The 22,725-nt window shown below is 65.1% G+C and carries 30 protein-coding genes; 4 read left to right on the top strand and 26 right to left on the bottom strand.

The window, feature by feature from the left end:
* Positions 1-21: 21 nt before the first annotated feature.
* The 4 genes from LSQ66_RS22730 (at position 22) to LSQ66_RS22715 (ending at position 3,263) form a co-directional block, all read left to right on the top strand.
* Complete coding sequence (locus tag LSQ66_RS22730) at positions 22-378, top strand: hypothetical protein (RefSeq protein WP_231767439.1); 357 nt, start codon at positions 22-24, stop codon at positions 376-378.
* A 38-nt stretch (positions 379-416) separates the two neighbouring features.
* Positions 417-899, top strand: a complete 483-nt coding sequence (locus LSQ66_RS22725) for a hypothetical protein (protein WP_231767438.1) — start codon at positions 417-419, stop codon at positions 897-899.
* Positions 900-983: 84 nt separating this feature from the next.
* Positions 984-2,903 carry a DUF885 domain-containing protein gene (locus LSQ66_RS22720; RefSeq protein ID WP_231767437.1) on the top strand — a complete coding sequence of 640 codons (1,920 nt, stop codon included), beginning with the start codon at positions 984-986 and terminating at the stop codon, positions 2,901-2,903.
* An 81-nt stretch (positions 2,904-2,984) separates the two neighbouring features.
* Positions 2,985-3,263, top strand: coding sequence for a hypothetical protein (locus LSQ66_RS22715; protein WP_231767436.1), 279 nt, complete (start codon positions 2,985-2,987; stop codon positions 3,261-3,263).
* A gap of 3 nt (positions 3,264-3,266) precedes the next feature.
* On the opposite strand, the gene tatC is transcribed toward LSQ66_RS22715, so the two are convergent.
* The 26 genes from tatC to LSQ66_RS22585 all read right to left on the bottom strand — a co-directional run bounded on the left by tatC (position 3,267) and on the right by LSQ66_RS22585 (position 22,703).
* Entirely contained in the window at positions 3,267-4,022 is a 756-nt protein-coding gene (tatC, locus tag LSQ66_RS22710) for a twin-arginine translocase subunit TatC (protein WP_231767435.1), read from the bottom strand.
* On the bottom strand, positions 4,023-4,526 hold the full coding sequence (gene tatB / locus LSQ66_RS22705; protein WP_231767434.1) for a Sec-independent protein translocase protein TatB: 504 nt from the start codon (positions 4,524-4,526) through the stop codon (positions 4,023-4,025).
* Positions 4,527-4,530: 4 nt separating this feature from the next.
* Positions 4,531-4,764, bottom strand: coding sequence for a Sec-independent protein translocase subunit TatA (gene tatA / locus LSQ66_RS22700; protein ID WP_231770182.1), 234 nt, complete (start codon positions 4,762-4,764; stop codon positions 4,531-4,533).
* Positions 4,765-4,865: 101 nt separating this feature from the next.
* A complete protein-coding gene (locus LSQ66_RS22695) occupies positions 4,866-5,237 on the bottom strand; it encodes a histidine triad nucleotide-binding protein (RefSeq protein ID WP_231767433.1) in 372 nt (123 codons plus the stop codon).
* 10 nt (positions 5,238-5,247) lie between these two features.
* A complete protein-coding gene (locus tag LSQ66_RS22690; protein WP_231767432.1) occupies positions 5,248-5,589 on the bottom strand; it encodes a phosphoribosyl-ATP diphosphatase in 342 nt (113 codons plus the stop codon).
* Entirely contained in the window at positions 5,586-6,014 is a 429-nt protein-coding gene (hisI, locus tag LSQ66_RS22685) for a phosphoribosyl-AMP cyclohydrolase (RefSeq protein WP_231767431.1), read from the bottom strand. The genes LSQ66_RS22690 and hisI overlap by 4 nt, the downstream gene beginning before the upstream one ends.
* Positions 6,015-6,016: 2 nt before the next feature.
* Positions 6,017-6,778, bottom strand: coding sequence for an imidazole glycerol phosphate synthase subunit HisF (hisF, locus tag LSQ66_RS22680; RefSeq protein WP_231767430.1), 762 nt, complete (start codon positions 6,776-6,778; stop codon positions 6,017-6,019).
* A gap of 7 nt (positions 6,779-6,785) precedes the next feature.
* Positions 6,786-7,559 carry a 1-(5-phosphoribosyl)-5-[(5-phosphoribosylamino)methylideneamino]imidazole-4-carboxamide isomerase gene (hisA, locus tag LSQ66_RS22675; protein ID WP_231767429.1) on the bottom strand — a complete coding sequence of 258 codons (774 nt, stop codon included), beginning with the start codon at positions 7,557-7,559 and terminating at the stop codon, positions 6,786-6,788.
* 27 nt (positions 7,560-7,586) lie between these two features.
* Positions 7,587-8,225 carry an imidazole glycerol phosphate synthase subunit HisH gene (gene hisH / locus LSQ66_RS22670; protein WP_231767428.1) on the bottom strand — a complete coding sequence of 213 codons (639 nt, stop codon included), beginning with the start codon at positions 8,223-8,225 and terminating at the stop codon, positions 7,587-7,589.
* A 25-nt stretch (positions 8,226-8,250) separates the two neighbouring features.
* On the bottom strand, positions 8,251-8,841 hold the full coding sequence (gene hisB / locus LSQ66_RS22665) for an imidazoleglycerol-phosphate dehydratase HisB (RefSeq protein WP_231767427.1): 591 nt from the start codon (positions 8,839-8,841) through the stop codon (positions 8,251-8,253).
* Between the two features lie 18 nt (positions 8,842-8,859).
* The gene (gene hisC / locus LSQ66_RS22660) at positions 8,860-9,951 is read right to left on the bottom strand and encodes a histidinol-phosphate transaminase (protein ID WP_231767426.1); all 1,092 of its coding nucleotides are present in this window, start codon (positions 9,949-9,951) and stop codon (positions 8,860-8,862) included.
* Complete coding sequence (locus tag LSQ66_RS22655; RefSeq protein WP_231767425.1) at positions 9,933-10,748, bottom strand: DNA-methyltransferase; 816 nt, start codon at positions 10,746-10,748, stop codon at positions 9,933-9,935. Before LSQ66_RS22655 ends, hisC begins: the two co-directional genes overlap by 19 nt.
* The gene (gene hisD, locus LSQ66_RS22650) at positions 10,745-12,061 is read right to left on the bottom strand and encodes a histidinol dehydrogenase (RefSeq protein WP_231767424.1); all 1,317 of its coding nucleotides are present in this window, start codon (positions 12,059-12,061) and stop codon (positions 10,745-10,747) included. Before hisD ends, LSQ66_RS22655 begins: the two co-directional genes overlap by 4 nt.
* Positions 12,058-12,723, bottom strand: coding sequence for an ATP phosphoribosyltransferase (gene hisG / locus LSQ66_RS22645; RefSeq protein WP_231767423.1), 666 nt, complete (start codon positions 12,721-12,723; stop codon positions 12,058-12,060). Before hisG ends, hisD begins: the two co-directional genes overlap by 4 nt.
* A gap of 3 nt (positions 12,724-12,726) precedes the next feature.
* Positions 12,727-13,977, bottom strand: coding sequence for a UDP-N-acetylglucosamine 1-carboxyvinyltransferase (gene murA / locus LSQ66_RS22640; protein ID WP_231767422.1), 1,251 nt, complete (start codon positions 13,975-13,977; stop codon positions 12,727-12,729).
* Positions 13,978-13,983: 6 nt separating this feature from the next.
* A complete protein-coding gene (locus LSQ66_RS22635) occupies positions 13,984-14,220 on the bottom strand; it encodes a BolA family protein (protein WP_231767421.1) in 237 nt (78 codons plus the stop codon).
* Positions 14,221-14,231: 11 nt separating this feature from the next.
* Positions 14,232-14,993 carry an ABC transporter permease gene (locus tag LSQ66_RS22630; protein ID WP_231767420.1) on the bottom strand — a complete coding sequence of 254 codons (762 nt, stop codon included), beginning with the start codon at positions 14,991-14,993 and terminating at the stop codon, positions 14,232-14,234.
* Positions 14,990-15,907: an ABC transporter ATP-binding protein gene (locus LSQ66_RS22625; RefSeq protein ID WP_231767419.1), complete on the bottom strand. Its 918-nt coding sequence runs from the start codon at positions 15,905-15,907 to the stop codon at positions 14,990-14,992. Before LSQ66_RS22625 ends, LSQ66_RS22630 begins: the two co-directional genes overlap by 4 nt.
* A gap of 171 nt (positions 15,908-16,078) precedes the next feature.
* Positions 16,079-16,393 carry an STAS domain-containing protein gene (locus LSQ66_RS22620; protein ID WP_231767418.1) on the bottom strand — a complete coding sequence of 105 codons (315 nt, stop codon included), beginning with the start codon at positions 16,391-16,393 and terminating at the stop codon, positions 16,079-16,081.
* Positions 16,394-16,398: 5 nt separating this feature from the next.
* Positions 16,399-17,052 carry an MlaC/ttg2D family ABC transporter substrate-binding protein gene (locus tag LSQ66_RS22615; RefSeq protein ID WP_231767417.1) on the bottom strand — a complete coding sequence of 218 codons (654 nt, stop codon included), beginning with the start codon at positions 17,050-17,052 and terminating at the stop codon, positions 16,399-16,401.
* A gap of 87 nt (positions 17,053-17,139) precedes the next feature.
* Positions 17,140-17,856, bottom strand: a complete 717-nt coding sequence (locus LSQ66_RS22610; RefSeq protein WP_231767416.1) for an MlaA family lipoprotein — start codon at positions 17,854-17,856, stop codon at positions 17,140-17,142.
* Positions 17,856-18,326 (bottom strand): outer membrane lipid asymmetry maintenance protein MlaD, encoded by a 471-nt coding sequence (gene mlaD, locus LSQ66_RS22605; protein WP_231767415.1) that lies wholly within the window; start codon positions 18,324-18,326, stop codon positions 17,856-17,858. Before mlaD ends, LSQ66_RS22610 begins: the two co-directional genes overlap by 1 nt.
* A 50-nt stretch (positions 18,327-18,376) precedes the next feature.
* Positions 18,377-19,171 (bottom strand): lipid asymmetry maintenance ABC transporter permease subunit MlaE, encoded by a 795-nt coding sequence (mlaE, locus tag LSQ66_RS22600; RefSeq protein ID WP_231767414.1) that lies wholly within the window; start codon positions 19,169-19,171, stop codon positions 18,377-18,379.
* On the bottom strand, positions 19,171-19,974 hold the full coding sequence (locus tag LSQ66_RS22595; RefSeq protein ID WP_231767413.1) for an ABC transporter ATP-binding protein: 804 nt from the start codon (positions 19,972-19,974) through the stop codon (positions 19,171-19,173). Before LSQ66_RS22595 ends, mlaE begins: the two co-directional genes overlap by 1 nt.
* Positions 19,975-20,193: 219 nt before the next feature.
* A complete protein-coding gene (locus tag LSQ66_RS22590) occupies positions 20,194-21,690 on the bottom strand; it encodes a tryptophan halogenase family protein (protein WP_231767412.1) in 1,497 nt (498 codons plus the stop codon).
* 8 nt (positions 21,691-21,698) lie between these two features.
* Positions 21,699-22,703 (bottom strand): cupin-like domain-containing protein, encoded by a 1,005-nt coding sequence (locus tag LSQ66_RS22585; RefSeq protein WP_231767411.1) that lies wholly within the window; start codon positions 22,701-22,703, stop codon positions 21,699-21,701.
* Positions 22,704-22,725 lie beyond the last annotated feature (22 nt).

Raw genomic sequence — 22,725 nt, 5'->3', positions numbered from 1 at the left:
AGCTCATACAAGGAGCACATCATGGCCGATTCCCTGCTGCGTGTTTTCGACAGTTTCGACGTGGCCTGCAGGGCGCGCGACGCGCTGCTGGAGGCAGGCGTGGCGCCCGAGGCCATCCACATGCGTCCCCTGGAGGACGACGGCGGCCCTGTGCAGGGCAATTTCATCATCGACCTGCGCGATGCGCCCACGCCGCCGCGCGGCAGCCAGAACCGGCAGTCCGCCCAGTCCGAGCTGCGCACGCCCGTACAGCGCAACACCTGCCTGATGCGGGTGGACCTGAAAGCGGAGAGCCAGGGCGTGCAGATCGCCGGCATTCTCGATCAGTTCGCCGCCCAGGACCGGGGCGACCGCCTGGACAGCCGCCACCGGTCCTGAGCCTTTGCAAAGCCCCATTTCCATGCAATCATTCCGGCATGGAAGAAGACAACACGACGGACATCGGCGCCCACGCCACCCCGCTGGCCCGCAAGGCCTGGACGGCCTACATCGGCATCTCCCTGTTCGCCCTGCTCATGCTGTTCCTGCTGCGCGCCGCCTTTCTCTATTCGGAGTGGCTGGCGGCGGCCGTGCTGCTGGTGTCGGCGGCCATCGTGATCTACCGCGTCATGGTGCTGCGCAGCGTGCAGCTCTACTACGACGACGTGGGCGTATGGCTCTACTCCGGCATCCTGCCCTGGGCCAGGGGCGTGCAGGGCGTGAAATGGCGCGATATGGACGAGGCGACTTTCGTGCAGTCCTTCTGGAGCTGGCTGTTCCGCTCCTACACCATCCGCATCGGCCACCGCTTCACCAAGTCCAGCGAGATCGTGCTCACGCATATGGCGCGCGGCAAGGACGCAGTGGGCCTCGTCAACACCCGCCACCAGACGCTCATCCGCGAAAACAGGCTGGCCTGAGCTTTGTAGCGCCGTGTAACAGGCGCGTCCCGCCCAGCCTGATTAGTGATACTCTCGCACGCACCACTTAACGGGGTTCAATGAATGATCAAGACCAAGATTGCCTTGGCCGCAATGCTGATGAGCCTGGCGCTTGCGCCGGCCGAGGCGGCCAAGAAACCGGCCAAGTCCGGTAAGCCTGCCAGGACGGCGGTGAGCAAGAAAAGCAGCAAGCCGGGCAAGAAATCCTCCGTCAAGGCGCCCACCGCGGCCAAGGGCGTCAAAAAGGGCGGCAAAGGCGCCAAGGCCGCCAAGGCGCCCCAGGCGGCCGCTCCGGCCACCCTGCCCGCCGAACGCCGCCAGGACCGCAGTTTCGACACCGCCAGCGGCCAGTTCCTCACGGCGCTCTGGCGCATCGATCCCGAGTCCGCCATTGTGATGGGCAAGTACGACACGGCCGCCACGCTCACCGTGCTCGATCCCGCCACCCGCCAGCGCCAGCAGGCCTTTATCGAGGAATGGCTGGAGAAGCTCGGCAAGATCAATGCGCGCGACCTGTCGCCGCGCCAGCGTACCGACCATGCGCTGCTGCTGAACAAGCTGCAGTCGGACCTGTGGTATCTGAACACCTTCCGCGAGTACGAGTGGAATCCGGCGCTGTACAACATCGCCAGCCCCCTCGACTACATCCTGCACACCGAATACGCGGCCAAGCCCCAGCGCCTGCGCACCCTGCTGCGCCGCATCGCGAATGCGCCGCAGTACTACGAGGCGGCGCGCAAGAACATCGTGAATCCCACGCGCGAGCATACGCAGCTGGCCATCGCCCAGGCGCCGGGCGTCACCGCCCTGCTGGACGAGCTGGCGAAGGAGGCCGAACTGTCGCCCCTGGCCGCGAACGAGAAAGGCCTGTTCGCGCAGCGCATCGCCGCCGCGAAGACGGCCGTGGAATCCTATGCCGCCTGGCTCTCCGAGCTGGACAAGACGATGGAGCAGGCGCGCAGCGGCCGTTCCTTCCGCATCGGCAAGGAGCTGTATGAGGCGAAGTTCGGCTTCGACATCCAGGCGGCGGGGAGCGCCGAGCAGACCTACCAGAAGGCCCTGGCGGCGCGCGAGCAGCTGCTGGCGAACATGGAGCGCTACACGGACGAGCTATGGCCGAAGTACATGGACGACAAGCCCAAGCCCGCGGACCGTATCGCGAAGATCGGCATGATGATCTCCCTGCTCTCCGCCAACCACGTGCAGCGCGACCAGTTCTTCGCGGAGATCCAGCGCCAGATTCCGCAGCTGCAGGATTACGTGGCCCGCAACCAGCTGCTGACGCTGGACCCGGACAAGCCCCTGGTGGTGCGGCCGACGCCGGTCTACCAGCGCGGCGTCGCGGGCGCCAGCATCGAGGCCCCCGGCCCTTACCGCCCGCAGGACCGCACCTACTACAACGTGACGCCGCTGGACGACGCCACGCCCGAGCAGGCGGAAAGCACGCTGCGCGAATACAACCACTGGATGCTGCAGATCCTGAACATGCACGAGGCCATTCCCGGCCACTATGCGCAGCTGGTGTACGCGAACAAGTCGCCTTCGCTGGTCAAGGCCATCTTCGGCAATGGCGCCATGGTGGAAGGCTGGGCGGTGTACAGCGAACGCATGATGCTGGAATCGGGCTATGGCGGCAATGCGCCGGAGATGTGGCTGATGTGGTCGAAGTGGAACCTGCGCAGCGTGACGAACACCATCCTCGACTACAGCGTGCACGTGCTGGGCATGCAGCGCGAGCAGGCCATCGACCTGCTCACGCGCCAGGCCTTCCAGACCCAGCGCGAAGCGGAAGAGAAGTGGCGCCGCGTGCAGCTGAGCTCAGTGCAGCTCACCAGCTACTTCAGCGGCTACAGCGAGATCATGGAGCTGCGCGAGCAGCGCAAGCAGGCGCTGGGCAGCAAGTTCTCCCTGAAGGATTTCCACGAGGACTTCCTGAGCTACGGCAGCGCGCCCGTAAAAGTGATCCGCGAACTGATGCAGTAGTTTCCCTGCGCCCGCACAAGCCTTCCCGGCCTGCGGGCGCATAACATCGTCAGCACCTGCTAATATGAATGGGGGCTGGTGATGATCATGCCGATGCGTTTCGACCTCGACGAGTTTATCCGCAAGCTGACGGATGCGGGCGTGCCGCAACGTCAGGCAGAGGCGCACGCAGCGGCGCTTGCCGATGTTCTGGAAGCTAACCCTGTCGCTACGAAGGCGGACTTGGTGCTTCTCAAGGCAGAAATACTTGCAGAAGTACAACAGATGTTCGATGCCCTGTATCGCCGCATCAACCGCATGTTTGCGGTGATGATGCTCTTGCACCTCATCACGCTGGCGAAGCTGTTCTGGCCCGCGTGACGCTCAGGCCTGCTCTTCCGGGGCTTGGGTGACTTTCACGAAGATCGGCGATACGAGCAGGCCCAGCTCAAACAGCAACCACATGGGAATCGCCAGCGAGAACTGGCTCACCACGTCCGGCGGGGTCACAATCGCGGCGATGACGAAAGCGCCCACGATCACATACGGCCGCCACTCCTTCAGCTTGGCCAGCGACACAATCCCCATCCGCACCAGGATCACCACCACCACGGGCACCTCGAAGGTGGCGCCGAAGGCGAGGCACATGGACATGACGAAATCGAGATAGTTCTCGATATCCGGCGTCACGGCAATGGAGGTCGGCGAGAACTCGGCGATGAACTTGAACACACGGCCGAACACGAAGAAGTAGCAGAAGGCCACGCCCGACACGAAGAGCAGGGAGGACGAGATGACCAGCGGCGCGATCAGGCGCTTCTCGTGCGTGTACAGGCCGGGCGCCACGAAGGCCCACAGCTGGTACAGCACCCAGGGCAGGGCCAGGATAAAGCCCAGCACCAGCGTCACCTTCATGGGCACCAGGAAGGGCGCGATGACGCCGGTGGCGATCATCTTCGAACCCACGGGCAGGGAGGCGATCATCGGCTGGGCGATGAAGTCGTAGATATGGGAAGGGCCGGGCCAGAACATGAGGGCCACCGTCACCAGCACGATGCCGATGGACGCCTTGACCAGGCGGTCGCGCAGCTCGATGAGATGGCTGATGAAGGTTTCTTCGGCCGGGTTGTCAGTGCTCATTTAGTAGAACGATGCAGGTGGTTTGCCGCTGCGCGGACGGAAACGCGCCACGCGCGCCGCGCCGGAGACCACGTGCATGCGGCCGCCGTTGCGCTGCTTGTACCACAGCGGCACGGCCGAGGTGCGCACCAGGCGCTTGCGCCGGAATTCCTTGGCCTTGCGCGCCAGGTCTTCGCTGGATGTAAAACTGTCGTGATGGTATTCGTCGTGGAGCGGATTATCGATGCGGAAGGCATCCTCCACCTCGGCCATGTTCTTCGAGATCGAACTCTCGACATCGGCCTTGAAGGACTGCGCCGTTTCCTGCACGTTCTTCTGCAGGTTGCGCAGCTCCTCCAGCTCGATCTCCCGGCTCACCTCGTTCTTTACCTCGTGCAGGTAGCGCTGGGCGCGTCCGTACAGGGTGCCGGCCATGCGCGCCACCTTGGGCAGCCGCTCGGGACCGATCACGACCAGCGCGACGACCCCGATAATGGCCAGTTTGGAAAGACCGAGATCGATCACCTACTTAAACCTTGTGCTTTTCCTTGGCTTCCACCTCGATGGTGCCCTTGTCGGTCACCTGGGCCGGAGGCGGGGCGGGCTGGGCGTTCGCCTGTTCCTCGTCGCCCTTCACGCCGTCCTTGAAGCCCTTCACGGCCTTGCCGAGGTCGGAACCGATATTGCCCAGTTTCTTGGTGCCGAACACCAGCATGACCACCACCAGGACGATCAGCCAGTGCCAGATGCTCATAGAACCCATCATTTTCTCCTTGCAGGGCGGCAACGCCCGAATTCGGTTAGAACAGACAGTATACGCGATGCAGGCACTGTCATGTGCCTGTCATGTTGGCTGTCAGAAAGTCAACGCAGGCCGCGCCAGGGGCGGGGGCCGCCGTAGACGTGCAGGTGCAGGTGGTAGATTTCCTGGCCGCCATCCGGCCCCGTGTTGATGGTGGTCTTGTAGCCGCCGCTCGGCGTGCCGTCCGCGTCGTAGGACACGGAAATGCCGTGCTCCTTCGCCAGCTTCGGCGCCAGGGCCAGCATCTTGCCCAGCAGGGGAGCGTGGGCCTCGCTGGTGTCGGCCAGGGTGGCCACGTGCTGCTTGGGGATCACCAGCAGATGCACGGGCGCGGCGGGGTTGATATCCTTGAAGGCCATCAGCTCATCGTCCTCGTAGACGATGGAGGAAGGGATCTGTTTGGCGGCGATCTTGCAGAACAGGCAGTTGTCCACTTTTCTATCCTTAATCTGGTTGGCGCGAAGCTTTTTCCTCGATGCCGGACATGCCTTCGCGGCGCGCCAGCTCGTCCAGCACCTGCTGCGGCGTGAGGCCGAACTGGGCCAGCATCACCATGGAATGGAACCACAGGTCGGCGCACTCGTACAGGACCTTGCTGCTGTCGCCGGAGACGCGGGCGTCCTTGGCCGCCATCACGGTCTCTGTGGCTTCCTCGCCCACCTTCTTCAGGATGGCGTCGTCGCCCTTGGCGAAGAGCTTGGCCACATAGGAGGTGGCGGGGTCGCCGCCGTTGGCGGGCTTGCGGCCTTCGATCAGCAGCGCCAGGCGGTCCAGTACCGTGCTCATTTCTTCTTGTCCGTATAAATCGTTTCAGGGTCCTTCAGCACCGGCTCCACATCCTGCCAGTCGCCTTCCTTCGGGTCGCCCTCGAACTTGTGGAAGAAGCAGGAATGGCGGCCGGTATGGCAGGCGATGCCGCCCGCCTGCTCGATCTTGAGCAGCACCACGTCCTCGTCGCAGTCGAGGCGGATCTCCAGCACCTTCTGCACGTGGCCGGACTCCTCGCCCTTGTGCCACAGCTTCTTGCGCGAGCGGCTCCAGTAGACGGCTTCGCCCAGCTCCACGGTCTTGTACAGGGCATCGCGGTTCATCCAGGCGAACATCAGCACGTCGTTGCTGACCGCCTCCTGGGCGATCACCGGCACCAGGCCGTGCTCGTCCCATTTTACGCGGTTCAGCCACTTGGCTTTGGCGAGGGTTGGCGTCGTCATGCTTACACCAGCCGCATGGGAATGCCCTGCGCCGCCATGAAGCGCTTGGCTTCCTGCACGGTGTGCTGGCCATAGTGGAAGATGGAGGCGGCCAGCACCGCGTCGGCACGGCCTTCCTTCACGCCATCCGCCAGGTCCTGCAAGCCGCCCACGCCGCCGGAGGCGATCACGGGCACGCTCACCGCGTCGGACACGGCACGCGTCAAGCCCAGGTCGAAGCCGGACTTGGTGCCGTCGCGGTCCATGCTGGTGAGCAGCAGTTCGCCCGCGCCCAGCGATTCCATTTTCTTCGCCCATTCCACGGCGTCCAGGCCCGTGGCATTGCGGCCGCCATGGGTGAACACTTCCCACTTGCCGGGAGCGACCTGCTTGGCGTCGATGGCCACGACGATGCACTGGGAACCGTGCTTCTGCGAGGCGTCGTACACCAGCTGGGGATTGCTGACGGCGGAGGTGTTCAGGCTGACCTTGTCCGCCCCCGCGTTCAGCAGGCGGCGCACGTCCTCCACCTGGCGCACGCCGCCGCCCACGGTGAGGGGAATGAAGACCTGCGAGGCCACGGCCTCGATGATGTCCAGGATCAGGCCCCGGTTGTCGCTCGATGCGGTGATGTCGAGGAAGGTGAGTTCGTCCGCGCCCTGCTCGTCATAGCGGCGCGCGATTTCCACCGGGTCGCCGGCGTCGCGCAGCTCGGTGAAGTTGACGCCCTTGACGACGCGGCCATTGGTCACGTCCAGGCAGGGGATGATGCGTTTGGCGAGCATGATGTCCTTATTCGGTGTCGCCCGACAGTTCGTCGGCGCGCAGCTGCGCCGAGTTCAGGTCCAGCGTGCCTTCGTAGATGGAGCGGCCGCAGATCACGCCTTCGATGCCTTCGTCCTGCACGGCGCACAGGGCTTCCACGTCCTTGATGGTGTGCACGCCGCCCGATGCGATGATGGGGATGCGCACGGCCTGGGCCAGCTTCACGGTGGCCTCGATGTTCACGCCCGCCATCATGCCGTCGCGGCCGATGTCGGTGTAGACGATGGACTCCACGCCATAGCCTTCGAACTTCTGCGCCAGGTCGATCACCTCGTGGCCGGACATCTTGCTCCAGCCATCGGTGGCCACCTTGCCGTCCTTGGCGTCCAGGCCCACGATGATGTGGCCGGGGAAGGCGCCGCAGGCGTCATGCAGGAAGCCGGGGCTCTTCACGGCGGCGGTGCCGATGATGATGTAGCTGATGCCGTCGTCCAGATAGCGCTCGATGGTGTCCAGGTCGCGGATGCCGCCGCCCAGCTGCACGGGGATCTCGTCGATGTCGTTCTCTTCGGCGAACTCGCGCACGGCCGCCAGGATGGACTTCACCGCGCCCTCGTTCTTCGGCTTGCCCGCGAAGGCGCCGTTCAGGTCAACCAGGTGCAGGCGGCGCGCGCCCTGCTTCAGCCAATGACGCGCCATCTCGGCGGGGTCTTCGGAGAACACGGTGGCAAGTTCCATGTCGCCCTGTTTCAGGCGAACGCAGTGACCGTCCTTGAGGTCGATGGCAGGAATGAGCAGCATGGTTTCGATAAAAGGTTGGGTGAAAAGTTAAGGGTTCCAGTGAACGAAATTCTTGTACAGCTGCAGGCCCGCGCCTGCGCTCTTCTCGGGGTGGAACTGGGTGGCGAAGATATTGTCCCGTGCCACGGCGCAGCAGAAGGCCTCACCGTACACGGTTTCCCCCGCCACGTGCGCGCTGTTTTCCGGCTGCGCGAAATAGCTGTGGACGAAGTAGAAGTACGCGTCGTCGGCAATGCCTTCCCACAGCGCGTGCGGACGCACCTGCTTCACCTTGTTCCAGCCCATCTGCGGCACCTTGAAGCGGGAGCCGTCGTCCTGCACGCGTCCGTCCAGGCGGAAGCGCACCACCTTGCCGGGCAGGAGGCCCAGGCCGGAGGCATTGCCTTCCTCGCTGCCGTCGAAGAGCATCTGCTCGCCGATGCACACGCCCAGCAGGGGCTTGCTTTCGGCCGCGCGCAGCAGGGCCTCCTGCACGCCGGATTCGCGCAGGCTGCGCATGCAGTCCGGCATGGCGCCCTGGCCGGGCAGCACGATGCGCTCGGCGCTTTCGATATCGGCCACTTCGCCGGAAATGCGGACATCCGCTTCCGGCGCGACGGCACGCAGGGCCTGCGCGACGGAGCGCAGATTCCCCATGCCGTAGTCAACTACAACGATCTTTTTCATATGCCCAGAGCCTGAATGAGGGTGATTACAGGCTTCCTTTGGTGGATGGGATGGCGCCTGCGGCGCGGTCGTCCAGCTCCGCGGCCATGCGCAGGGCGCGGCCGAAGGCCTTGAACACCGTTTCGCACTGGTGGTGGGCATTGGTGCCGCGCAGGTTGTCGATGTGCAGGGTGACCTGGGCGTGGTTCACGAAGCCGCGGAAGAATTCCAGGGTCAGGTCCACGTCGAAGCCGCCGATCATCGCGCGGGTGAACGGAATATGGTATTCGATGCCGGGACGGCCCGAGAAATCGATGACGACGCGCGACAGGGCTTCGTCCAGCGGCACATAGGCGTGGCCGTAGCGGCGGATGCCCTTCTTGTCGCCGATGGCCTTGGCCACGGCCATGCCGAGGGTGATGCCGACGTCTTCCACCGTATGGTGGTTGTCGATATGGGTGTCGCCCGTGGCCTGCACGTCCAGGTCGATCAGGCCGTGGCGCGCGATCTGGTCCAGCATGTGGTCCAGGAAGGGAACGCCCGTGTTCAGCTTCTGGACGCCGGTGCCGTCCAGGTTGAGGGCGACGCGGATCTGGGTCTCGTTGGTGTTGCGCGTAATGTCGGCGGTGCGGTTCATGAAGGGCTCTTGGTTGGATCAGGCCGCCAGCGAAGCCTTGAGGGCGTCGAGGAGGGCGGCATTCTCTTCCGGCGTGCTGACCGTGATACGGAGGCAATTGGCCAGCACATCGTGCATTTTACTCACATTTTTGATCAGGACTTTGCGGGACAGCAGTTGCTTCTGAGCAGCATCGGCGTCCGGCACCCGGATCAGGATGAAATTGGCGGCGGACGGGAAGACCGTCACGCCCGGCAGCGCGGCCAGGGCGGCGCCCAGCTTCCCGCGCTGGTCGCGCAGGAGGCCGGCCTGTTCGTTCAGCACCTCGAGGTGGTCGAGGGCGAATTCGGCGGCGGCCTGGGTCATCACGTTCACATTGTACGGCGGACGCACCTTGTCGAACTCTTCCAGCAGCGCCGGGGCGCAGGACATGTAGCCCAGGCGGATGCCCGCCAGGCCCAGCTTGGACAGGGTGCGCATCACGATCAGGTTCTCGAACTCGGGCAGGCGGGCCATGAAGCTCTTCTGGGCGAAGGGCTCGTAGGCTTCGTCCACCACCACCAGGCCGTTCTCGCCCTGGGCGCGGATGATCTCCACCATCGCCGCCTCGTCGAACAGGTTGCCCGTGGGGTTGTTCGGGTAGGCCAGGAAGACCAGCGCGGGCTTGTGCTCCGCGATGGCGGCCAGCACGGCGGGCAGGTCGAGCGAGAGGTCGGCCTTCAGGGGCACGCCCACGAAATCCATGCCCGCCATCTGGGCCGAGCGCTGGAACATCACGAAGGCGGGAATGGGCGCCATCATCACGGCGCGGCGGTCCTGGTGGGCGCAGCTGGCGGCCATGATGGCGATCAGTTCGTCCGAGCCGTTGCCCAGCATGACGTCGTAGCCCGCCGGGACGCCCAGTTTGGCCACGATGCGCTGCTTGATCGTGGCATAGGAGCCCACGGGATAGCGGTTCAGGGCCACGTCGGCCAGGCGCTCGCCCAGCTCGCGGCGCAGCGCCTGCGGCAGCTCGTAGGGATTCTCCATCGCGTCGAGCTTCACGTAGCCGCTCGCGTCCGGCACGTGATACACGCCGATGGCGCGCACGTCGGAACGGATGGTGTTGGCGATCAGGCGATCGAGGGACATTTCGTTTTACTCCGGGTCGATGGTTTCTTCTGCGGCGCGGGTTCGTCTTCCCGCGCCAGCCGTTCGGCGATGATCCTGCAGTACTCGGCATTCAGTTCGAAGCCGACAAAGTTGCGGCCGCAGCGCTTTGCCGCGACGGCCGTCGTTCCGCTGCCCATGAACAGGTCCAGCACCACGCCGTCCGGCGGGCAGGAGGCCTTGACCATGCGCTCGATAATCTCCAGCGGCTTCTGCGTCGGGTGATCGACCCGCTCGGAATGCTCGCGGTGAAGCCTGGATACGCTCCACAAATCTTTCGGGTTGTAGCCCACTTCCAGCCATTTCGCGCCCACGAAGATGGAGCGCGAACGGGCTTTCTTCGTTTCGGCGTCGTAGGGAATGCGCACGGCGTCGAGGTCGAAGTAGTAATCCTTGCGGCGCACGAAGAAGCCTACCGTATCGTGCACCGAGGTGAAGCTGCGGGTGCTGCCGCCCATGGAAGGCACGCGGCGGTCCCAGATAATCTCGTTCATCATCGTCATGCGCTTTTTCAGCATCACGAAGATCTCCGGCGAAAAGCGCCAGGTGAGGAAGATGTACAGGCTGCCGTTGGCTTTCAGCTTCGGCAGCGCGGCATCCACCCATTGCTCGGTCCAGCGCAGGTAGTCGTCCACTGTCTGCTGGTCCGAGCTGTTGCCGTAGTCCTTGCCCAGGTTGTACGGCGGGTCGGTCAAAATCAGGTCGACGGAACCGTCCGGGATGCGCTTTAACCCTTCCAGCGCGTCCTCGCAGAATACCTGGTTGACCCAGCTCTTCATGCGCCCGTCTTCAGGCGCAGTTCGGCGCTGCGGGCGTGTGCCTGCAGGCCCTCCCCATAAGCCAGTTCGGCCGCCACCTTGCCCAGGGTCTGCGCGCCCGCCTCGCTCACGTGGATCACGGAGGAGCGCTTCTGGAAGTCGTAGACGCCCAGGGGCGAGGAGAAGCGCGCCGTGCGCGAAGTCGGCAGCACGTGGTTCGGGCCGCAGCAGTAGTCGCCCAGGGATTCGGAAGAGAAGCGGCCCAGGAACATGGCGCCCGCGTGGCGGATGCGCCCGGCCCACTGCTGCGGGTTCTCGGCGGAGATCTCCAGGTGTTCGGCGGCGATGCTGTTGGCGATGGCGCAGGCTTCCTCCATGTCCTTCACCTTGACCAGGGCGCCGCGGTCCTTCAGCGAGGTGCGGATCACTTCCGCGCGCGGCATTTCCGGCAGCAGCTTGGCGATGCTCGCTTCCACCTTCGCGATGTAGTCCGCGTCCGGGCAGAGCATGATGGCCTGCGCCAGTTCGTCATGCTCGGCCTGGGAGAACAGGTCCATGGCCACCCAGTCCGGGTCCGTGGTCCCGTCGCAGAGGACGAGGATTTCGGAAGGCCCGGCGATCATGTCGATGCCCACGGCGCCGAAGACGCGGCGCTTGGCAGCGGCCACATAGGCGTTGCCTGGACCGACGATCTTGTCCACCGCCTTGATGCTCTCCGTGCCATAGGCCAGCGCGGCCACCGCCTGGGCGCCGCCGATGCCGATCACGCGGTCCACGCCCGCAATGGCGGCGGCGGCCAGCACCATCTGGTTCTTCACGCCGTCCGGCGTCGGCACCACCATCACGATCTCGCCCACGCCGGCCACTTTCGCGGGCACTGCATTCATCAGCACGGAGGAAGGATAGGCCGCCTTGCCGCCCGGGACGTAGATGCCCACGCGGTCCAGGGGCGTGATGCGCTGGCCCAGCACCGTGCCGTCGGCCTCCGTGTAGCTGAAGCCCTGCAGCTCCTGCTTCTGGCGCTCGTGGAAGAGGCGGATGCGTTCGGCGGCCGTGCGCAGCGCCGCGCGCTGCTTCTCCGGCAGCGCGGCCAGCGCCGCGTCCAGCTCCTGCCGGCCGATTTCGAAGGCGTGCATGTCCTGCGCGCCGCCATTGGGAATGCGGTCGAACTTGTTGGTGTATTCCACCACGGCCTCGTCGCCGCGCGCGCGCACCTGCTTGATGATATCGGCGACGGCGGTTTCGATGGCGTAGTCGGTTTCTGCTTCGAAGGCCAGCAGGGCGTCGAGCTTTTCCTGGAAATCGATCTGGGCGGAGTCGAGCTTGCGGATCATGATTGTTGGGCCTTGGCTTTGGAGGCGCGGTCGAAGGCCTCGATGATCGGTTGCAGGCGGGCGCGCTTGAGCTTCAGCGCGGCCTGGTTGACGACCAGGCGCGAGGAGATGTCCATGATCTCCTCCACTTCCACCAGGTTGTTGGCGCGCAGGGTGCTGCCCGTGCTCACCAGGTCGACGATGGCGTCGGACAGGCCCACCAGCGGCGCCAGCTCCATGGAGCCGTACAGCTTGATGAGGTCAACGTGCACGCCCTTGGCCGCGAAGTGCTCGCGCGCCGTCTGCGTGAACTTGGTGGCCACGCGCAGGCGGGCGCCCTGGCGCACGGCGCTTTCATAGTCGAAGCCCGCCTTCACCGCCACCGACATGCGGCACTGGGCGATATTCAGGTCGATGGGCTGGTAGAGGCCCTCGCCGCCATGTTCCAGCAGCACGTCCTTGCCTGCCACCCCGAAGTCCGCCGCGCCATGCTGCACATAGGTCGGCACGTCGGTGGCGCGCACGATCAGCACGCGCACGTCCGGATCGTTGGTGGGCAGGATCAGCTTGCGCGAAGTTTCCGGATTCTCGGTGACCGTGATGCCGGCTGCCGCCAGCAGCGGCAGGGTGTCCTCGAAAATGCGGCCCTTCGACAGGGCAAGGATAAGCTGGTTGGAAGACATGATTTACTTGATACGGGTGATATTGGCGCCGACGGCGGAGAGCTTGACTTCCATGCGGTCGTAGCCGCGGTCCAGGTGATAGATGCGGTCCACCAGGGTTTCGCCCTTGGCCGCCAGGCCCGCGATGACCAGCGAGGCCGATGCGCGCAGGTCGGTCGCCATCACGGGCGCGCCGATCAGCTGGTTCACGCCGGTGATGTGGGCCGTGTTGCCGTCCGTGTCGATCTTCGCGCCCAGGCGGTTCATTTCCTGCACGTGCATGAAGCGGTTCTCGAAGATGGTTTCGGTCACGCGGCTCGAACCGTCGGCAATGATGTTCACGGCCATGAACTGGGCCTGCATATCGGTGGGGAAGCCGGGGTATTCGGTGGTGCGGAAATTCACCGGCTTCGGACGGCCGTCCATCTTCGCGCGGATCCAGTTGTCGCCCACGGTGAGCTGCACGCCCATCTCGCGCAGCTTGTCGAGGGCCGCGTCCATGATGTCCGTGCGGGTGTTGCGGATGGTGATGTCGCCGCCAGCCGCCGCCACGGCGCAGAGGAAGGTGGCCGCCTCGATGCGGTCCGAGATCACGGCATGCTTGGCGCCGTTCAGCGCGGGCACGCCCTGGATCACCAGGCGGTCGGTGCCGATGCCGTCGATCTTCGCGCCCATGGCCACCAGCAGGTGGGCCAGGTCGGTCACTTCCGGTTCGCGCGCCGCATTTTCCAGCACGGTTTCGCCTTCGGCCAAGGTCGCTGCCATGAGCAGGTTCTCGGTGCCGGTGACGGTGATCATGTCCGTCACCACGCGGGCGCCCTTCAGCTTCTTCGCCTTGGCGTAGATATAGCCCGCGTCGATGGAGATCTCCGCGCCCAGGGCGCGCAGGCCCTTGATGTGCTGGTCAACGGGACGCGAGCCGATGGCGCAGCCGCCCGGCAGCGACACCTTGGCCTGGCCGAAGCGCGCCAGCAGCGGTCCCAGTACCAGGATGGAAGCGCGCATGGTCTTCACCAGCTCGTACGGCGCCTCGAACTTGTCGATTTTGCTGCCGTTCATGGTGACCTTGTCGCCGTTCTGCTCCACGGCCAGGCCGGTCTGGCGCAGCAGCTTGAGCATGGTGGCAACGTCGTGCAGGTTCGGCACGTTGGACAGTTCCAGCTCGCCCGCCGTCAGCAGGCCCGCGCACAGGATGGGCAGCGCCGCGTTCTTGGCGCCGGAGATGGGAATGTCGCCCATGAGGCGCTTGCCGCCGGTGATGAGAAGTTTGTCCATGTCGGCTTATCCTTGGAATTCTTCGGGGGTCAGGGTCTTCATCGACAGCGCGTGGATCTCCTCGCGCATGCGGTCGCCCAGCGCTGCGTACACCAGCTGGTGGCGCTGGATCGGGCGCTTGCCCGCAAAGGCTGGCGACACGATCACGGCCTGGAAGTGCTGGCCGTCGCCTTCCACTTCCAGGTGGGTGCATTCGAGTCCTGCGGCGATATAGCCGTGGATGGCTTCAGGAGTGGTGGTCACGGTGATTCCTTTCAGTGGCGCAGGCGGTAGCCGCTGCGCAGAAGACGGATGGCCAGCAGCGCCAGCACCACCAGGAAGGCGGTCACGATGGCAAGGCTGGTCCAGGGATTGATGTCGGACTGGCCGAAGAAGCCGTAGCGGAAGCCGTCGATCATGTAGAAGAACGGATTCAGGTGCGACACGCCCAGCCAGAAGGCGGGCAGCGAATGGATGGAGTAGAACACGCCGGAGAGGAAGGTCAGCGGCATGATCAGGAAGTTCTGGAAGGCGGCCAGCTGGTCGAATTTCTCGGCCCAGATGCCCGCGATCAGGCCCATGGTGCCCAGGATGGCGGCGCCCAGCAGGGCGAACACGAGGATCCACAGCGGCCACTGGAAGCTCATGTGCGCGAACCAGGCCGTCACCACGAAGACCCCCAGGCCCACCACGATGCCGCGCACCATGGCGGCGATCACATAGGCGGAGAACAGCTCCCAGTGCGACAGGGGCGTGAGCAGCACGAACACGAGGTTGCCCGTGATTTTGGACTGGATCAGCGAGGACGAGGAATTCGCGAAGGCGTTCTGCAGGACGCTCATCATCACCAGGCCGGGAATGAGGAAGGCCGTGTAGCTCACGCCGGGATAGACCTGCACGCGGCCTTCGAGCACATGGCCGAAGATCAGCAGGTAGAGCATGGCGGTCAGGATGGGCGCGGCGATGGTCTGGGTGGCGACCTTGTAGAAGCGCAGCGTTTCCTTGTAGACGAGGGTGCGGAAACCGGTGGAAATCATGCGACGGGGTTCCCTTCCATAATCTGGATGAAGATGTCTTCGAGGTCGGCCTGCTGCAGCTGCATCTCGTCGATGACGGCGCCGCTTTCGCGCAGGCGGGCGAGGATGGTCTCGACCTCGGAGTATTCGTTGATGCGCAGGCTGTACTTGTGGCCCGTCTGCGCTTCCTCGGGATGCGTGATGAGGGGACGCAGGTCCTCCGGCAGCACGCCCTGCTTCATGTGCACGATGAGCTGGGAGCCGCTGATGCGGCGGATCAGGTTCGACATGGTGTCCAGCGCTTCCACCTTGCCCAGCTTGAGCATGGCGACGCGCTTGCACATCGCCTGCGCCTCTTCCAGGTAGTGGGTGGTGAGCACCACGGTGTGGCCTTCGCGGTTCAGGCGCGAAATGAACTTCCACAGGGTCTGGCGCAGCTCCACGTCCACGCCGGCGGTGGGCTCGTCCAGCACGATGACGGGCGGCTTGTGCACCAGGGCCTGGGCCACGAGCACGCGCCGCTTCATGCCGCCGGAGAGGGCGCGCATATTGGTGTCCGCCTTCTTCGTGAGGTCGAGGTTTTCCATGACCTCGTCAATCCACTTGTCATTGTTCTTCAGGCCGAAGTAGCCCGATTGCAGGCGCAGGGTTTCGCGCACCGTGAAGAAGGGATCGAAGACCAGTTCCTGGGGCACCACGCCCAGCTTCCTGCGCGCTTCGCGGAAGTCGCCCACCACGTCGTGGCCGTGGATCTTCACCGTGCCCGCGTCGGCCCGGATCAGGCCCGCGATGATGGAGATGAGGGTGGTCTTGCCTGCGCCGTTCGGTCCGAGCAGGCCGAAGAACTCGCCCTCCTCGATCCTGAGTGACACGCCGCCCAGTGCCTGGAGCGACTTGTAGCGCTTCTCGACATTGCTGATTTCGATTGCTGTCATGCTTGGCTGTTAGTTTTCTGAGCAACGCTCGACCGTTGCGCTGGCGGCCCGCGGGCCGGGGATGCGAGCGCCGTGCTCTACAGGCACGGCAACGGTCAATTATATTGGAATTTCGGATTTGCTATGCCGCAGGGGCAAAAGCGGGTACTGCGCGGCGGGGTGGGGCGGGGGTCAATGGTGGTGCAGGTCCGCCGGGGAGTCGGCCAGGGCGGGCGACACCAGCGAACATACGCCATAGAGCTTGGTCAGGCTGCGCAGGGAGGGCGGCAGGTGCTCCAGGCGGAGCGCCACGCCGGCGGCGGCGGCGGCGCGCTGCCAGGCCAGCATGACGGACACGGCGGCCGAGTCCACCGACACCACATTGCGCAGGTCGAACACGGTATGGCCCGCGCGGATGGCGGCCAGGCCGTGTTCCAGCGCCGCCGTGGCGTTATCCACGGTCATGGCGCTGAGGGACTGCATGGGGTTGTCGGCAGCTTCGGACATGGTGCTTACTTTACGGCAGGTTTGGTGTTCAGGGGCTTGCTGGCCAGCTGCTTGTTCTTGGCGGCCAGGGTCTTGATCAGGCCGTCGATGCCGCCCTTGCTGATTTCGCTGCTGAAGGTGCCCTTGTAGGTTTCCACCAGCCAGGCGCCCAGCACGTTGATGTCGTAGATCTTCCAGCCTGCCGGGGTCTTGGCGACGCGGTAGTTCAGGGGAATGGGCTCGCCGCGCGGCTGGTTCACCTGGGAGCGCACTTCCACTTCCGTATCGGCCGGGTCGGCCCGCAGGGGCTTGAACTCCACGGTCTGGTTCTTCACCTGGGACAGGGCGCCCGAGTAGGTGAAGATCAGCAGGGTGCGGAACTCGGCCGACAGGGCGCGCTTCTGCTCCGGCGTGGCTTCGCGCCAGTAGCGGCCGGCGGCCAGCTGGGTCATGCGCTCGAAGTCCACATAGGGCAGGATCTTGGTTTCCACCAGGTCCATGACGCGCTTGGTGTTGCCAGCCTGAATTTCCTTGTCGTTCTTGGCCGTTTCCAGCACTTCCGAACTGATGCGCTTGACCAGGACGTCCGGCGCCTCGTTGGCGGACTGCGCCTGGGCGCCCGGAGCGGCCAGCACGAAGGCCATGGTGGCGAATGCGATAAATTGCTTGATCAGTTTCATCTTGTCTAACCTTTAAAATCGGCTGGCGCCCCTGCGCAGCCGGACAGGGCCATTATAGCCCGGCCCCCGGCAGGGGCAGCGCCCTGCTCAGTCGCTTTCCTTTTTCTGCGGCTCCGGCGGCGGGTCGCCGTCGTAGACCTGGCTGCGGCGGCGCTGCAGCCAGCCGTCGCGCACGAATTCATAGCGGTCCAGGGCCGCGTCCTCCAGCAGGCTGCTCGCGTCGAGCAGCTGGGCGCGCTTGTCGATCAGGCGCACGCCGCTGCCGATATTGCGCACATTGACGGGGTCCTTGTAGGCCCAGGGATCGGCGGCCAGGTCGGCCGGCAGGCCCACCGTGTCGCGCAGGGTGGAGGGGCCGAACAGGGGCAGCACGATGTAGGGGCCGGGCGTCACGCCGTAGTAGCCCATGGTCTGGCCCAGGTCCTCGTTATGCTTCTGCAGGCCCGCCTCGGAGGCGATATCCAGCACGCCCAGCAGGCCGAAGGTGGAGTTCAGCGCCACGCGCATCACGTCCGACATGCCTTCCTTGCCCTTGCCCTGCATCAGGTTGTTGGCGGCGGTCCACACGTCGGACAGGTTGCCGAAGAAGTTGGCGACGCCGGTCTGCACGAAGTCCGGGGTGACGTTCTTGTAGCCGGTGGCCACGGGCTTGAGGACGGCGCGGTCCACCGCGTCGTTGAACTTGAACATGGCGCGGTTGTAGCCTTCCAGCGGGTCGGCCGGATTGCTGCTGGTGGCGCAGCCGCTCAGCGCGGCGGCGGCGGCCAGGGCCAGCAGGCTGTGGCGCAGGGTCGATTGGCTCATCAGTTGGAGTCCTTTCCTTCAGCAGCCTTGCTATAGATGAATTGGTTGATCAGGTCTTCCAGCACGGCCGCGGACTGGGTGCGGGCGATGCGGTCGCCCGCCTTCAGGTTCGTTTCCTCGCCGCCGGCCTCGATGCCGATGTACTGCTCGCCCAGCAGGCCCGAAGTCAGGATCTTGGCCGAGCTGTCCTTGGGGAACTTGTAGGCTTCTTCCATGTCCAGGGTCACGGAGGCCTTGTAGCTCTTGTCGTCGAAGACGATGCGCGACACGCGGCCCACCACCACGCCCGAGGCCTTGACGGCCGCCTGCGGCTTGAGGCTGCCGATATTGTCGAACTTGGCCGTGATTTCATAGGTCTTGGCGAAGGACAGGGTGCTCATATTGCCTGCCTTCAGGGCGAGGAACATCAGCGCCGCGACACCGGCCACCACGAAGAGACCCACCCAGAGATCCACAGATTTGCGTTGCATAAAACTTATCCTATCGTTTTTTGCCGGGGCAGCAGCGCCCGGCTCGGGTATTACTTGCTGAACATCAGCGCCGTGAGCATGAAGTCCAGCCACCAGATCATCAGGGACGACACCACCACGGTGCGGGTGGTGGCGCCTGCCACGTCCTCGGGAGTCGGCTGCGCCTCATAGCCCTGGTAGAGGGAGATGAAGGTGATGGCCACGCCGAACACCACGCTCTTCACGAAACCGTTGAACACGTCCTTCCACACGTCGACGCCGTTCTGCATCTGCGACCAGAAGGCGCCCTCGTCCACGCCGATCAGCTTCACGCCGACGATGTAGCCGCCGAAGACGCCCACGGCGCTGAAGATGGAGGCCAGCACCGGCACCGACACCACGCCCGCCCAGAAGCGGGGCGCCAGCACGCGCTGGATCGGGTTCACGGCCATCATTTCCATGGCCGAGAGCTGCTCGCCGGCCTTCATGAGGCCGATCTCCGCCGTGAGCGAGGTGCCCGCGCGGCCGGCGAACAGCAGTGCCGTGATCACAGGGCCCAGCTCGCGGGTCAGGCCGAGGGCGACCAGCAGGCCGAGCGACTCCTCGGCGCCGTACTTGTTCAGGGTGTAATAGCCCTGCAGGCCCAGCACCATGCCCACGAAGAGGCCGGACAGGGTAATGATGAGCATCGAGTAGTTGCCGATGAAATGCATCTGCTCGATCAGCAGGCGGGGGCGGCGCAGCAGGCCAGGCGAGAGGCCCAGCATCACGAAGAACATGCGCGTGGCCAGGCCCACGGCCTCCACGTACTCGCGGGCGGTGGTGTGGACCGCCAGGCCCAGGCGTTCGATGGGTCGGATCAGCATCAGGCGCGCCCTCCCAGGCCCAGGTCGTCGGCCAGCGACTTGCCGGGATAGTGGAAGGGCACGGGGCCGTCGGCCTCGGCGTGCACGAACTGCTTCACGTAAGGGTCGGTGGAGACCAGCATGTCCGCCGGGGTGCCATGGGCCACGATCTTGCCCTGCGAGAGGAAGTACACATAGTCCGCGATCTGGAAGGACTCCTTCACGTCGTGCGAGACCAGGATGCTGGTCGAGCCCAGGGCGTCGTTCAGGTTGCGGATCAGGTTGGCGGTCACGCCCATGGAAATGGGGTCGAGGCCGGCAAAGGGTTCGTCGTACATGATCAATTGCGGGTCGAGCGCGATGGAGCGGGCCAGGGCCACGCGGCGCGCCATGCCGCCCGAGATCTCGCCCGGCTTCAGCTTGGCGGCGTTGCGCAGGCCGACGGCGTGCAGCTTCATCAGCACCAGGTCGCGGATCAGCTCATCGGGCAGGTCGGTATGCTCGCGCAGCGGGAAGGCCACGTTCTCGAACACGGTGAGGTCGGTGAACAGGGCGCCGTGCTGGAAGAGCATGCCCATCTTGCGGCGCAGCAGATACAGGTCGGCCGTCTTCAGCTTGTGGACGATCTGCCCGTCCACCTGGACATGGCCCTGCCTGGGGCGGACCTGGCCGCCGATCAGGCGCAGCACGGTGGTCTTGCCCGAACCGGAGCCGCCCATGACCGCAATCACCTTCCCCTTGGGGAAATCCATATGGAGGCCGGCCAGGATGGGCCGCTTACCATAGGAAAAGTGCAGGTCACGGATTTCGACAAGATTCGGCACGGGCTACGCTCTTTGTTTTTAATGTCATATTGTAATCCAGAAACGTCCCCCTCTGCTGGCGACGCCTCGGAGGGGGCGCCAGGACGGAGAGCAAGAAGTCAATAATACAACACTAATAACCCGCCGGTCAGCAATTTACATTTGGAAATATTTCCCGATCTGCTGCTCCGCAGCAAAAATGTCCCCTTCTGGTGCCAGGCACCAGCAGGGGACACGGGCTCAGCTGCCGCAGTAGCGGCGCACGTAGTCCTTGTGGGGCGGGAGCTGGGCCACGAGCTGGTCGACCCGCGTGCGGATGCTGTCGAGGAAGCCCTTCAGTTCGTGGTCGGGCATGAGGTCGGCGCTGCGGTGGTGGCTGGCCGGGATCAGGCCCTGGCCCAGCATCACCTGGATCCAGGAGTTTTCCGCGAAGAGCTCCTTCTGCTCCCGGAACACGCGGCCCGTGTCGCCGAAGAGCTCGAGCCGGTGGCGCAGCGTGGCGGGCACTTCCATCTCGCGGCAGGCGCGCCAGAGGGGCTCCTGCCGCTCGTTGAGGTGGTAGTGCAGGATGATGAAGTCGCGGATGTGGACCATTTCCTCGCTCACCTGGCGGTTGTATTCCTCGATGTCGGCGGCGCTGATGCCGTCCGTGGGGAAGAGCTGCATCAGGCGGATCAGGTTGCGCGAGATCAGGTGGATGCTGGTCGACTCGATGGGTTCCAGGAAGCCGCTCGACAGGCCGAAGGCCACGCAGTTGGCCTTCCAGGTCTGGGCCCGCTGGCCTGGCTTGAAGCGGATCAGGCGCGGCTCGAACAGGGGTTTGCTGTCGAGATTGCCGAGCAGGGTCTCGCGCGCGCTGTCGTCGTCCAGGTAGCGGCTGCTGTAGACCAGGCCGTTGCCCACCCGCGTCTGCAGGGGAATCTGCCACTGCCAGCCGCCCCCGTGGGCGATGGAGCGGGTGTAGGGCACCATGCGCTCCGTCGATTCCGTCTGCACCGCCAGCGCGCTGTCGCACAGCAGCAGCTCCGACCAGTCCTCGTAGGGCACGCCGAGGGCCCCGCCCAGCAGCAGGGAGCGGAAGCCCGTGCAGTCGATGAAGAAATCGCCTTCGAGCACGCTGCCGTCCGCCAGGGTGAGGGAGGCGATGTGGCCGCTCTCCGGGTCCGTATTCACGCTGCCGATCTTGCCCTCCACCCGGCGCACGCCGAAGCCTTCGCTGAAGCGGCGCAGGAAGCGCGCGTAGGCGCCCGCGTCGAGGTGGTAGGCGTAGTTCAGGCCGTCGTCCGGCAGGTGGGCGAAGCGCTCCTTCTGGGCCGCCCGCAGCTCCAGGCAGTAATCGCCGTAGCCGCCCGCCAAGCCTCGTTCCCGCCCCTTGTGCCAGAAATGCTGGAAGCCGGCGGTCCAGTGGTCGATGCCCGTTTCGCCGAAGGAATGGATGTAGTGCTCGCCGATGGCGCGCCAGTTCTCGAAGCTGATGCCCAGCTTGAAGGTGGCGTTGGTGGCGGCCATGAACTGCGCTTCGTCCAGCTCCAGCAGCTTGTGGAAGTTGATCATGGTGGGAATGGTGGCCTCGCCCACGCCCACGGTGCCGATTTCGTCGGACTCGACGAGGATGATCTCCATCAGCCTGCCCAGCGATTTGGAGAGCATGGCGGCCGACATCCAGCCGGCGGTGCCGCCGCCGGCGATGATCAGGCGGCGGATGGGGCGGGGTTGGGACGGGCGGCTAGCTTGCATAAATCACCTTAACGATTGAGCCGGTTGAGAAGGAAGGCGCGCAGGCTGCGCGCGGCGTCGGCGTCGAGCGGCGCCAGAATGCCGCGCGCCGAAGGCGGCAGATGGGCCGCCTCGCTGCCGTCGCTGTCGAAAACGTAGTGCCCGAACAGCTGTTTCCAGATCTGCCGCTGCGCGGGCGGCAGGTCGCGCATGCTGAGGAGCGCGTGCATCAGGGTGTTCTGCGGCGTGTCCATCCAGGGCGGGGACTGGCGCCACCAGTAGTTGACCAGGATGTTGAAGGGTTCGAGCGCGGCCACGTCGTGCAGCCACATGCTGGGAATGAAGATGGCGTCGCCCGCCTCCAGCTCGGCCACGCGGGCCTCGGCCAGCGCGTCGGCGAAGCGGGGATAGCGCTGCAGGTCCGGCTGCGCCAGGTCCACCATGGACACGGCCTGGCCCGCGGGGTTGAAGTCGAGAGGGCCCATGTACATGTTGCCGATCTGCCCGGGCGGGAACAGGGTGAAGCGGCGGCGGCCCGCGGCCACGCAGGCGATATTGTCCGGCAGGTCGTAGTGGGCGCAGACACGGGTGCGGTTGCCGATCCAGATGCTGGCCAGGGGTTCGCGCGCGCCGAAATCCAGGTCGTTCTCCGCGCGCAGGCCGGGCAGGCTGGCGTCGATCATGGTCGAGCCCACGTAAATGGCGGGCGGCTGCTCCTTGTCCGCACAGGCGAGCAGTTCGCCGAGCACCTGGTCCAGGCGCGCGCGGCGCGCTTCGTAATTGAAGCCGCTCATGTCCTCGTTATAGAAGAAGCGGCCGCCGATCTCAGGGCCGCCCAGCCAGGCGGTGACGGGGGCGCCGCCGCCGAAGCGCTGCAGGTAGGCGGCTGCCTCCGCGGCCGAGGCGCGCGCGGCCTGCACCAGCGGCCAGGCGGCGGCCAGTCCGCGGATCACATACGGTTCGGTCGAGGTGAGCTGGGCGTCGTCCAGGGTGGCGCCGGGCGCCAGGGTGATCTCGGGTAGTGCTTTGGCCATGAAGACAGCGCTTCTTCGTACT

This window comes from Massilia endophytica (assembly GCF_021165955.1).
GTDB classification, from domain to species: domain Bacteria; phylum Pseudomonadota; class Gammaproteobacteria; order Burkholderiales; family Burkholderiaceae_D; genus Rugamonas; species Rugamonas endophytica.
The sequence above is the reverse complement of the archived record's forward strand: the minus strand, read 5'-3'. Positions and strand labels throughout refer to the sequence as shown.